The 11,845-nt window shown below is 63.8% G+C and carries 7 protein-coding genes; 3 read left to right on the plus strand and 4 right to left on the minus strand.

Translation table 11 applies throughout. The features are described from left to right. Positions 1-17: 17 nt before the first annotated feature. On the plus strand, positions 18-782 hold the full coding sequence (locus GTP23_RS03090) for a YoaK family protein (RefSeq protein ID WP_161033808.1): 765 nt from the start codon (positions 18-20) through the stop codon (positions 780-782). On the opposite strand, the gene GTP23_RS03095 is transcribed toward GTP23_RS03090, so the two are convergent. Beyond that, complete coding sequence (locus GTP23_RS03095) at positions 765-3,827, minus strand: two-component regulator propeller domain-containing protein (protein ID WP_161033809.1); 3,063 nt, start codon at positions 3,825-3,827, stop codon at positions 765-767. The genes GTP23_RS03090 and GTP23_RS03095 overlap by 18 nt on opposite strands. A 224-nt stretch (positions 3,828-4,051) precedes the next feature. Between GTP23_RS03095 and GTP23_RS03100 the strand changes: the two genes are divergently transcribed. Together GTP23_RS03100 and GTP23_RS03105 are read left to right on the plus strand one after the other, a co-directional pair. After that, positions 4,052-7,681 carry a response regulator gene (locus GTP23_RS03100; protein ID WP_229255902.1) on the plus strand — a complete coding sequence of 1,210 codons (3,630 nt, stop codon included), beginning with the start codon at positions 4,052-4,054 and terminating at the stop codon, positions 7,679-7,681. Positions 7,682-7,714: 33 nt separating this feature from the next. Then, entirely contained in the window at positions 7,715-8,821 is a 1,107-nt protein-coding gene (locus GTP23_RS03105) for a response regulator (RefSeq protein ID WP_161033811.1), read from the plus strand. A gap of 84 nt (positions 8,822-8,905) precedes the next feature. Here the strand turns inward: GTP23_RS03105 and GTP23_RS03110 are convergent, their stop codons facing one another. From GTP23_RS03110 to GTP23_RS03120, 3 genes are all read right to left on the minus strand, one after another. After that, complete coding sequence (locus GTP23_RS03110; protein ID WP_161033812.1) at positions 8,906-10,027, minus strand: branched-chain amino acid ABC transporter substrate-binding protein; 1,122 nt, start codon at positions 10,025-10,027, stop codon at positions 8,906-8,908. A gap of 134 nt (positions 10,028-10,161) precedes the next feature. Further along, positions 10,162-11,277 carry a glycosyltransferase family 9 protein gene (locus GTP23_RS03115; RefSeq protein WP_161033813.1) on the minus strand — a complete coding sequence of 372 codons (1,116 nt, stop codon included), beginning with the start codon at positions 11,275-11,277 and terminating at the stop codon, positions 10,162-10,164. 90 nt (positions 11,278-11,367) lie between these two features. Then, positions 11,368-11,823, minus strand: coding sequence for an AraC family transcriptional regulator (locus GTP23_RS03120; RefSeq protein ID WP_161033814.1), 456 nt, complete (start codon positions 11,821-11,823; stop codon positions 11,368-11,370). Positions 11,824-11,845: the final 22 nt, after the last annotated feature.

Genomic DNA, 11,845 nt, shown 5'->3' on the forward strand with positions numbered 1-11,845 from the left:
GCCACATCGGGTTCGCCATGCCTATGCACTACCTCCGGGCCTTAACCAGCCCGCATCGCACACATCTGAGTAATCGCCATCTGGGCCGCTCGCTGGCCTTTGTCGCCGGTGCCGTGAATGCTGGCGGCTTTTTCGCCGTGGGGCAGTACACCTCGCACATGTCCGGCATAGTTTCGTCGCTGGCCGATGGCGCCGCGCTGGGCGATGTGCCGGTACTACAGGCCGGCCTGATGTCGCTGCTGTCGTTTGTCTGGGGCGCAGCGTTTTCCACCATCATGGTCAACTGGGGCAAGCGGCGTGGCGCGCAAAGCCAGTTTGCCCTGCCGCTGATACTGGAAGCCATACTGCTACTGAGTTTTGGCCTGGTGGGGGCTACCCTTGATGCTTCCGGTCATATCGAAGCGATTCTGTCGCTGCTGTGTTTCGTGATGGGCCTGCAGAACGCCATCGTCACCAAGATTTCGCGCGCCGAAATCCGCACCACCCACGTTACCGGTCTGGTGACCGATATCGGCATCGAGCTGGGCAAGATGTTGTACTGGAATCGCGTCAGCGACGATCCCACCCTGGAACCCGTGTGTGCCGACCGCGATAAACTGCGCCTGCTTAGCTCCCTGCTGGCGATGTTTTTCTGTGGCGGCCTGGCCGGTGCTTTCGGCTTCAAATACATAGGCTACATCGTCACCGTGCCGCTGGCGCTGGGCCTGCTCACGCTGGCCATTATTCCTGTCTTTGACGACTGGCAGGCCGTGCGGCGGCGCCAGTCACCCTTCAACTTCTGAAGCCTGCGGCGTCTGGTCCTGCTGCTGGTGCAGTGCTGCTTCGGCGGCCTGCTGCAGCACACTGGCCTCCTGATACGGGCTGGCGACACGTGCAGCGACGCCGAAACGCAGGCTGCCCGCACCCTGACGAGGCAGGCCGCAGGCTTCCAGACAGCCACCGATCTGGCGCAGTAGCAGGTGGGCTGCATCGGCGTCCAGCCCCGGCGCGAGGAAGGCAAACTGGTCGGAACCGTAGCGGGCCAGCGTATCACCGGCGCGGTGCATGCAGTTTTTCAGCGTCTGCGCTAGCTGCTGTAAGAGCTCGTCGGTGGCGATCTGGCCGTGCAGTTCCTGATACACGTCCATCTGCTGCAAGGCGATCAGGCCCATGGCCAGCGGCTGTTCCTCGCGCGCGGCACGGCGCCATTCGCGCACCAGCTGGTCGTCGAAATTGCGCCGGTTGGCCAATCCCGTCAGCTTGTCACTGGCGGACAGATAGGCCAGTTGGTGCCGGGCCTTGCGCAGTTCCTCATTGCGCCCGGCTAGCAGCGCTTCCAGTTCGTGCGCACGGGCGCGCCAGCGCCGCATCAGCCAGCGCGCCAGTACGGCGGCAGCACTGAGTACCAGCAGGGCCTGTGCAGCGCGGGCCCAGCCAGTCTGCCATGGCGGTGGCGTGATGGTGACGGGCAGGATGATTTCGTCGCGCGCGGCCACCCCTTTGTTATTGGTCCCCTGCAGGTGGAAGTGATACTGGCCCGGCGCCAGATTGGTGTAGGTGGCGACAGGACGGCTGGCATCGGCCTGCACCGGCTGTTTGTCGAAGCCTTCCAGCCAGTAGGTATAGGCGTTGCGGCGTGGTTCGGCATAGTGCAGGGCGGCGAATTCGAAGGAGATGGTGTTGGCGCTCCATGGCACGGTGAGTGCGCGTGGCTGGGTTAGCGTGCCTTCGAGCTGCACGCCTTCCGGCAGTGCCCCCGTGCCCAGCGAGCGGTTCAGCACCCGCAGGTCGGTAATCGCCAGCTGGGGCGGGCGCGAGGCGCTGCTGTGGATGGCCGGATTGACGGCCGTTACGCCACTGCTGCTGCCGAAGTAGAGCAGGCCGTCGCTGCTGTTGGCGGCCGAGTCCATGTAAAAGCCTTCCGTCAGACCGTCTTCCACGGCATATTCCGTCACGGTCCACGAAGCGGGGTCGATTTTGCTCATGCCGGCCGCCGTGGTCACCCAGATGAAGCCATTTTTATCGGTACGTATGGCTTCGATCAGACGGGTTCCGAGCTCGCCTTTTTCCTGTATGCGAGTGACGCTGAACTTGCCGTCCTTGTCGGCGACGATGTGGTTCAGGCCTTTCGAAGTGCCTATCCACATGCTGCCATCGGCATCCAGATGCATGGTGCTGACACGGTCGCTGCTCAGACTTGCCGGATTATTCGGATCGAGCCGGAAGTGGTGGAATTTGCCGGTGACAGGGTCGCGCATATCGAGCCCGCCGCCGCGATAGAACTCGCCGGTCCAGACCCGTCCCGCGCGGTCTTCGATCACGGTAGTGGCGCCGTTCACGCTGCGGCTAGCGGGGTCTTTGGCATCATGGGTAAAGCTCTCGGTGGCACCGCTGGCGGGATCGTAGCGCAGCAGCGCCGCGCCCGTGGCCAGCCACAGCACACCGCCCCGGCCCGGCGCGATGGAATTGACGAAGTTGCTGGTCTTGCTGCCAAACTGGATGACCTTGAACGGACCTTCCGGCTTATCCAGCCGGTTCAGCCCTTCCGATGTGCCCACCCATAGCGTGCCATCGGGGGCCTGGTAAGTGCAGTAGATGACGTTGGAGCTGAGTGCGCCGGGCCGTTTCGGGATGGCGCTGTAAGTGCGCAGCATAGCGCGCCTGACGGGATCGAACAGGGCCAGACCATCGTCGAGCGCCAGCCATAGCTGGCCATTGGCGGCCGCGCCTATGCTGCGCACGAAGTTGCTGGATTTGACGAAGTCCGGTTCGATATCGCGCGGCACAAAGCGTTCGAAGCCGTGGTAGCCCAGATTGGCGCGGCTCACACCATCCGTCAGCGAACCGACCCACAGCGTGCCGGCGCGGTCGCGCATGGTGGTGTTGATGGCGTCGCTGTTCAGGCTATGCGCATCTTCGGCACGGTGGCGGTAGCTCTGGAACTGGCGCAGTTCGCGGTCGTAGCGTATCAGGCCGGCCGTGCGGGTGCTGATCCAGACATCGCCGGCGCGGTCTTCGTCGATATCGGTCACGCGCTTGGCGGCCACCGGCATCAGCGTGCGCTGCTCCCACGGCTGGCCGGCCTTCCAGGTGTAGACGCCATCGGCCGTACCTATCCACAGCGTGGTGGCGCTGTCGAAGTAGAGCGCCCGCACATCGTTGGCCTTGGGGTTGGGGCGGGCCGCGTCATCGACGCGGAAATGCTGGAAACCGCTGGCGCCGGGGGCCAGATAATCGAGCCCGCCCGGCCAGGTCGAGGCCCAGACGCCGCCCTTGTTATCCACTGCTACCGCATTCACATCGTTGAATTGCAGGCTGTCCGGCCGGTTATCTTCGTGCTGATAGATCAAGAATGCGCCGCTGCGCGGGTCGAAGTGTTGTAAGCCGCCCCATGTTGCCAGCCACATGCCGCCACGGTTGTCGCTGATGATGCGGCGGATGATGCGGGCGTTGGCCGGCCCCTCTCTGGGCAGGTAATGGACGAAGCCATTCGTCACCGGATCGAAGCGCGCCAGCCCTTCGTCGCTGCCTACCCACAGCTGTCCTTTTTCATCTTCGAACAGCGAGGTGATGCGGCCGCCGGGCAGGCTGGCCGGATTGGATGGATCGTTGAGAAAGCGCACCTGCTTGTGGCCATCATGGCGGAACAGGCCTCCTTCTATCGTGCCTATCCAGACGAAGCCCTGCCGGTCCTGCAGGATGCTGAGGATGGCGCGGCTGTCGGCACCGAGCGAATCGACGGCGGTAAAGGCGAGCGGACGTGGTGCGGCTACCACGGCGGGGGCCGGCCCGCCGAGAGCAGCCACCAGTAGTAAAGCCGTGTAAATACGTCCGGAATTGCGCAGCATGGTCTATCCTCGCGGTGTCAGCCTAGGGAGTAAATCACAGATCGGCGCGGGGTGGAAGCGTTTGCGGTGTACTTTTAAGTTATACTCTATTGTCAAATATTCACGCAATGCCAGGCGCAATGGACGGACCAGCAGACGGAAAACCTCAGCGTACGGCGGCTCTGCCTGTCCGTCCGCTACAGCATTTCCGAAACAGCCTGCAGCGGCGCGGCTGGCGTAAATTGATGCTGATACGCTGGGCTGGACTGGCCGTGCTGGTGGCAGCCAGCGCCGTCTTGATCCAGCGCCAGGTAGTATTCCAGCAGCATGGCCGCGACCTGCGCGCGCGCGCCGACGACATCGCCCGGCAGATCCAGATCGATAGTACGGATGGCCGCGTGATGGGCGGCGCGATTCTGATGGGACTGGTGGAAGACAGCGTCAAGCAGCTGCTGGCGGGCGAGATGAGTGCCGATGCCTATCGCCTGCATGTGAATTTCGCCGCCGTGCTGGATCAGTACAACGCCGATACCGTGTTCGTGCTGGCCGGTGATGGCACCACCGTGGCCTATCTGAACAAGGAAGGCAAGGCCATAGGCGTGGGGCGCAACCTGCGCTACCGCCCTTACGTACGGCGCGCGCTGGCCGGGCAGGCGAATGTGTATGCGGCCATCGGCAGCAATTCCCACGAGCGCGGCCTGTATTTTGCCGCACCCGTGTACAGCGGGAATTCGCGCGATACGCCGATTGCCGGGGTCTATACCATCAAGATGCCGGCCGCCGAAATCGACCGTATTCTGGTGCGCAGCAAGGATCCCGCGCTGCTGCTGTCGCCCGATGGCGTGGTGTTCGCTACCAACCGCAATGAATACCTCTACATGGTCAGTGGCCAGATTGCACCTGCGCGTATGGCGCAGCTGGAAAAGGAGCGCCAGTTCGGCGATGTGTTTTCCGCCAGCGGGCCTTTGCCGCTGCCGTTCGAAACCCATGGCAGCCAGACCAGCATGGCAGGCCAGACCCATGCGATAGCCAGTGCTCCCCTGAGCTGGCCCGATGATGGCGGCCAGTGGCGCGTGCTGATCATGCAGGACCGCAGCCAGTGGCTGCCGCTATGGCACCAGCTGGCGCTGGCCGCCGCCTGTGCCGCCGCGGTGTGGCTGTTCGCTTTAGTGGTAACGGGGCGCAGCCGTGCCGCAGAACATGCACGCCAGGTGCGCTTCGAGAACGAGCGGCGCATGCGCGAGATCACCAACAATCTGCCGGTGGCGGTTTACCAGTTCAAGCTCGATGGCAGTGGCCAGCCGCAATTCCGCTTCATGAGTCCTGCCATCACGGCCATTACAGGCCTGCAGGCCAGCGATGTGCTGGCCGATGGCGCCACCCTGTTCGCACTGCTCGATCCGGAAGGACAGGGCGGCCTGCTGGCCCGGTTTGCCGACGCCGGGCGCCAGCACCGCTTGGTACAGCGACGCATCGCCTTCGGTGCCGAAGGCGGCCTGACCCAGCGCTGGGTCGAGCTGCACTGCAGCTGCGTGCACCAGAGCGCAGAGGAAGAAGTGTGGAACGGCTACCTGGCCGATGTCACGGCCGAACATGCGGCCGCGCAGGCACTGAGCGCAGCCAAGCATACGGCGGAAGAGGCCACGCGCAGCAAGTCGCTATTCCTCGCCAATATGAGCCACGAAATCCGCACGCCGATGAATGCCATCATCGGCATGAGCCATCTGGCCCTGAAGACGGAGCTGACACCGCGCCAGCACGACTATGTGCAGAAAATCCAGCGCGCCGGCCAGCACCTGCTGGGCATCATCAACGATATTCTGGACTTCTCCAAAATCGAGGCGGGCAAGCTGCAAGTGGACCGGCAGCCGTTCGAACTCGATCAGCTGCTGGAAAATCTGGCCACCCTGATCGGCGACAAGGCCAGCGCACAAGGGCTGGAACTGGTATTCGACGTGGCGGCGGACGTGCCCACGGCGCTGGAAGGCGATGCCCTGCGGCTGGGCCAGATTCTGATCAACTATGCCAACAACGCGCTGAAGTTCACCGAGCAGGGCGAGGTGGCCGTGACGGTGCGGGTGCAGAGCCGCGACGCACAGCATGTGGTGCTGTATTTTGCCGTGCGCGATACCGGCATAGGGCTGAGTGAAGAGCAGATCGGCCAGCTGTTCCAGAGCTTCCAGCAGGGCGATGCCAGCACCACGCGCAAATATGGCGGCACGGGGCTGGGACTGGCGATCTCGCGCAAGCTGGCGCAGCTGATGGGCGGCGAGACGGGCGTGGAGAGCGTGCTGGGACAGGGCTCGACGTTCTGGTTCACAGCCCGTCTGGCGATAGGCCAGAGCCAGCGACCGACGCTGCTGCCGGCGCCCGACCTGCGCGGCCGGCGCCTGCTGGTGGCCGACGATAATGCCAGCGCACGCAGCGTGATAGCCGGCATGCTGGCCAGCATGGGCTTCGCAGTGGAGACGGCCGTCTCCGGCGCCGAAGCGCTGGCCATGGTGCGGGTGGCCGCACTGAGCGACGAGCCTTACGAGGTGGTGCTGCTGGACTGGCAGATGGGTGCCCTGAGCGGGGTGGATACGGCGGGTGCCATCCGCGCGCTGGCGCTGGCCGTGCCGCCGCGCCTGCTGATGGTGACGGACTACGGCCGCGAAGAAGTAATCCAGCAAGCCCATAGCGCCGGCTTCGATGATGTGCTGATCAAGCCCGTCAACGCTTCGGTCCTGTTCAACACCCTGATCCGTTTGCTCGGTGGCGCCGTGGACGATGCGGCGCAGGCGCGGGTAGCGCCGCTCAGCATGCTGGCGGCGCTGGGCACCATACGCGGCGCCCGCGTGCTGCTGGCGGAAGACAATGAACTGAACCAGCAGGTTGCGGCCGAACTGCTGCTCGATGCCGGGCTGCAGGTGGATATCGCCGTCAACGGCGTCGAGGCGCTGGCCATGGCCCGGCGCGGCGGCTACGAACTGGTGCTGATGGATATGCAGATGCCGGAAATGGATGGCATCGAGGCTACCCGCGCCATCCGCGCGCTGCCGGCGCTGGCCGAACTGCCCATCGTAGCCATTACGGCCAACGCCATGCAGGCGGACCGCGAACTGTGCCTGCAAGCCGGCATGGTCGATTTCATCGTCAAGCCTATCGAGCCCGATGAACTGTGGCGCGTGCTGCTGCGCTGGATACCGGTGCGCACTGCGGCTGCCGAGGAACTAGCGGCCCAGCCTGCGGTGGAATATGCGGCGCCGGCGCAAGCCCCGCTGGCAGCCATCGAAGGGCTGGACATGGTGGGTGGCATGCGCCGCGTGATGGGACGGCAGGCGCGCTATGTGCACATGCTGCGCGCGTTCGCTGCCAATCAGGCCGGTGCCGTGCAGCAGATGCGTGCCCAGCTGGAGGCGGGTGACCGGGCCGGTGCCGAACGCACGGCCCATACGCTCAAGGGGCTGGCCGGGAACATCGGCGCCGACGCGCTGCAGCTACTGGCCGACGCCATGGAGCATGCGCTCGCGCCGGCGCAGACGGGCAGTACCCGCGCTGCCGTGCTGGCGCAGCAGCTGGAGCCGCAGCTGGCGCAGCTGGCACAGGTGCTGGCCGGCCAGATCGATGCCATCGTCGCCGCCCTGCCGCAGGAGCAGGCGGCTGCTGCCGTACAGTACACACCGGCCCAGCGCGATCAGCTGGTGGGCGAGCTGATGTCGCTGCTGGCCGACGATGATGCGCGTAGCGCGCATCTGCTGAATGAACATAAAGCCCTGTTTGCAGCGACCTTCCCGCAGCAGTTCGGCGCGCTGGAACAGGCGATACAGGAATTCGATATGGAGCTGGCGCTGCAGCTGTTGAACAGTGCCGGCGAGAGCGCCATCAATAAATAAGCCATAGTTATAGGCCGCCAATAAGGAAAATGCATGAGTATCACTGCACGTAAGCCCGTCATTCTGGTTGTGGACGACACACCGGACAAGCTGACGCTGATGAGCGATCTGCTGTCCGAGCAATACACCGTGAAGGTAGCGCCGAATGGCGCGCGTGCGCTGAAAATCGCCCAGAGCGACAAGGCGCCCGACCTGATACTGCTGGATGTGATGATGCCGGAGATGGACGGCTACGAAGTCTGCCGCCGCCTCAAGGCCGATCCCGTGTCGGCCGAAATCCCCGTGATCTTCCTGACGGCGAAGACCGAGCGCGAAGATGAGCAGAGGGGTTTCGATCTGGGTGCCGTGGATTACATCACCAAGCCGGTCAGCCCGCCCATCGTGCTGGCACGGGTGCAGACACACCTGGCGCTGAAAGCCTCGGCCGACTTCCTGCGCGACCAGAACGCCTATCTGGAGCAGGAAGTGCAGCGCCGCACCGATGAAGTGCAGGCACTGCAGGACGTCACCATCCTGATCATGGCCTCGCTGGCTGAAACGCGCGACAACGAAACGGGCAACCATATTCTGCGCACCCAGCACTACGTCAAGCTGCTGGCCGAATATCTGGCGCCGCATCCGCGCTTCGCTGCCACGCTGACGCCGCGCTACATCACCCAGCTATTCAAATCGGCGCCGCTGCACGATATCGGTAAAGTCGGCATTCCCGACCGTATCCTGCTCAAGCCGGGCAAGCTCGATGCGGACGAATTCGAAATCATGAAAACCCACACCACGCTGGGCCGTAACGCCATCGTGCATGCGGAACAGGGGCTGGGCGTGAGCGTGCCCTTCCTGCAGACGGCCAAGGAAATCTGCTATTCGCATCAGGAGAAATGGGATGGCAGCGGTTATCCGGAAGGCTTGCAGGGCGATGCGATTCCGCTGTCGGCGCGGCTGATGGCGGTGGCCGATGTGTACGATGCGCTGATTTCGCGCCGCGCCTACAAGGAACCCAAGACGCACGAAGAAGCACTGGCCATCATGCATGCAGGGCGGGGCAGCCATTTCGACGCCGATATCCTCGACGCCTTCATCACGCTGCAGAACGAGTTCCGTGCCATTGCGGCGCGTTATGCGGACGAGGAGCATGGCACCTGAACAGGCGCCCCCGCCTGAAATACGGCTATGCGCCGGCAGGTCCGCCTGAACGGACCTGCGTCTGCCTGGCGGTAGGTCGGTAGATCAGTAGGTGGTGATGGCGCTAGGCTGGCCAGCCTTGAAGCTGAAGATGGTGACGGGCGACTGCTTCATGTCGCCGCGTGCATCGAAGCTGTAGTTGCCGGCGACGCCCTTGTACTCGCCGCCACTGATCACGGCACCGACTTTTTGCGGGTCGAGCGAATTAGCCTTCTGCATGGCCTGCGCATACATCATGGTGGCGTCGTAGTAGGTGGCGGCATACACGTCGGCATCCTGCTTGAAGCGCGCCTTGAACTTGCTCTTGAAGGCAGGACCGCTGGCAGCCTTGTCCAGCAAGGCACCCCCTTGCGGGCACAGCACGTTTTCACCCACGGCATCGCCACCGAGCTTGCCCATTTCCACCGTACAGATGGTATCGCCGCCGAGCAGGCGGGCGTTGATGCCCAGCTGTTTCATCTGGCGTGCCATCGGCGCCGCCTGCGGCGCATAGCCGCCAAAGAAGATGGCTTCCACCTTCCTGGTTTTCAGCTTGGTCAGGATGGAGGTGAAGTCGAACGATTTATCGGTGGTGAACTCATGGCCCGCCACCGTCATGCCGGCCGCCTTGGCCTGCTTCTTGAATTCCTCGGCCAGCCCCTGACCGAAAGCCGTGCGGTCGTCGATCACGGCGACGGTTTTCAGCTTCAGCTCATTGGCTGCGTACAGCGCCATTTTGCCGCCCAGCTGGGTGTCGCTGGCGTTGACGCGGTAGATGCCCTTGTAACCCTGCTGGGTCAGTTTGGGGTTGGTGGCCACGGTTGCGATCAGCACACCGCCATCGTTGTAGGCGCGCGAAGCGGGTATCGCCACGCCCGAGTTGTACGGACCGACGACGAATTTCACGCCCTGATCGATCAGCTTCTGGGCCGCCGCCACACCGGCTTTCGGGTCGCCCTGATCATCTTCCGACTGCAGTTCGAAGCGCACCTTCTTGCCAGCCACGGTGATAGGTTTGGCATTCAGTTCTTCCACCGCCAGCCGTGCACCGCTTTCATTATCCTTGCCGGAGAAAGCCTGCGCGCCCGACAGCGGGCCGCTATGGCCTATCTTCACCACGGTTTCCTGAGCCTGAACCTGAGCGGCGGCCAGCAGGGCAGCGGCCAGTGCGATGTGCTTCAATTTCATGTGATCTCCGAGTTTTGGTATGGTAAAACGATAGCAGGATTATCGCTAAAAACGGAAAATATTATCGCGTGACTTGGCCGCACCGGGAGCCTTTTTTGTCCGCTCTGTCCTGAGAATAAGGCTTGCAGCCGAATTTAGTTCGGCTGTCCGCGCATGCTGAACCAGCTGCGCACATGCTCGGCCACGGTGGCGGGTGGAATCGCTGCCATGCAGGGGCAGGGGATCACGCTGGTGCCATGGGCCAGACGGCGTTCGCCGCGGCAGCGCACATGGCTGTGGATCACGCTGGCCATGGGCCCCAGCGGGCGCCAGCGCTGCACATCGCTGCGGCGCGACTGGAACAGGCCCAGCGTGTGGATGCCCAGCGCGGCGGCCAGATGCAGCGGCCCCGTGCTGCCGGCCACCAGTCCGTCGCACTGGCTGATAAAGGCCATGAATTCCGTCAGCGACAGACGGCCCACCATATCCGTCACATTCTCCGCGTGGGCATGGCGCTGCAGCAGCGGCTGCAGGCAGGCGCGGTCTTCGGCCGTACCGCAGATGAACCAGTGTACTTCGCGTGGGTCGATGCGCTCGATCAGCTCTGTATAGAACTCGAGTGGCCACTGGTGCGAGCGTGCCGTTACCAGCGCGGGACTGAGGATCACGGTGCGGCGGCCCTGTGCAAACTGGGCAGGATGCAGCGTGGCCGCAGCTGTGCTGGCACCGGCCGGCGTGGCAGCTGCGCCGGCCGGCGGCGCGAGGTGATACAGCGCCGGTATCTGCGTGGCGTCATTGACGATGATGCCCAGCGGGCGCAGATACTGCAGATCGAGCAGGCGCTTATTCAGGCCCGAGTTGGGCGAGGAGATCGGCACCAGATGGGTGCAGCGCTGCCAGTTATACAGCCGGAACAGCGAGCCGATACGGATGGGCAGCGCCGCATCGTAGGCGCTCTGGGCCAGCCGGCGGCAGGGGTTGACCTGGATGAAGATATCGGGCCGCACGGAAGCCAGCAGTGCGGTCAGTTCGGCCCCGTCTTCCGGCGCGGCGTAGACTTCGTCCACATCGGGGCAGTGGCGCGCGATGTCGGCCGTGCGGCGGTTGGTCAGCAGGATGACGGTGCAGCGCGGGTCGTGCTGTTTGAGTGCGGCGGCCATGGGCAGACTGATGACCAGATCACCCAGTTGCGTGGTCTTGGCCAGCATAATGCGCCGGCCCGGCGCCATTGCCGTTGCGGGTAAAGGCTGCAGCTTGCGAAAAAACGCCATGTTCTGAAATAGTTCCTGTACTGGCTCGGAGTATCGCATATTCATGGCGACCCCTGCGGTCCGATTTGTATCAGCTTCTTTACAGCCCGGTTACAGCGGTATGCACAGCTCTGCGTGGAAGGTGCCGCTAGCGGGATCCATGGCGTAATCGGCCGCATAGCGTTCGAAACAGGGCCCGCTTGGCTGCTTGCCTTCGGCCTGCAGCTGGGCGAAGAAAGCGCCCCATGCCGGGCCTACGTCGGCGGCCGTGCCATGGAACTGGGCCACGGCGTAGCTGCCGCCCGCCAGTTCGGCTGCGCGGGCCGGTTCGCGCACAGGGTATTCGGCCGACACTTCAACGCAGGCGTCGTAGCGGCATTCGGCTGCCGGGGTGCTGGCCGGATCATCGAGCGCCACACCGTAAGTGACTTTGTTTACCAGCCCCATGGCTTTCTGCCACGGGGTGAAGACTTCCTGCCAGAATTCGCCGAGGGCAGGACCGAACGGCCCTTTGTAGCGCAGGTAGACCACCCGTACCGGTGCCAGCTGCCTGATGTCGTATTCCATGTCCTGCCCCTTTGCTTACTCT

The sequence above is a fragment of the Duganella fentianensis genome, from assembly GCF_009857835.1.
GTDB classification, from domain to species: Bacteria; Pseudomonadota; Gammaproteobacteria; order Burkholderiales; family Burkholderiaceae_D; genus Rugamonas; species Rugamonas fentianensis.

What these genes read in the sequence shown, in the direction of transcription:
- GTP23_RS03090 (WP_161033808.1), top strand. Translation starts at nt 18, where the DNA reads ATGCCTATGCACTACCTCCGGGCCTTAACCAGCCCGCATCGCACACAT.
- GTP23_RS03095 (WP_161033809.1), bottom strand. Translation starts at nt 3,827, where the DNA reads ATGCTGCGCAATTCCGGACGTATTTACACGGCTTTACTACTGGTGGCT.
- GTP23_RS03100 (WP_229255902.1), top strand. Translation starts at nt 4,052, where the DNA reads ATGCTGATACGCTGGGCTGGACTGGCCGTGCTGGTGGCAGCCAGCGCC.
- GTP23_RS03105 (WP_161033811.1), top strand. Translation starts at nt 7,715, where the DNA reads ATGAGTATCACTGCACGTAAGCCCGTCATTCTGGTTGTGGACGACACA.
- GTP23_RS03110 (WP_161033812.1), bottom strand. Translation starts at nt 10,027, where the DNA reads ATGAAATTGAAGCACATCGCACTGGCCGCTGCCCTGCTGGCCGCCGCT.
- GTP23_RS03115 (WP_161033813.1), bottom strand. Translation starts at nt 11,277, where the DNA reads ATGGCGTTTTTTCGCAAGCTGCAGCCTTTACCCGCAACGGCAATGGCG.
- GTP23_RS03120 (WP_161033814.1), bottom strand. Translation starts at nt 11,823, where the DNA reads ATGGAATACGACATCAGGCAGCTGGCACCGGTACGGGTGGTCTACCTG.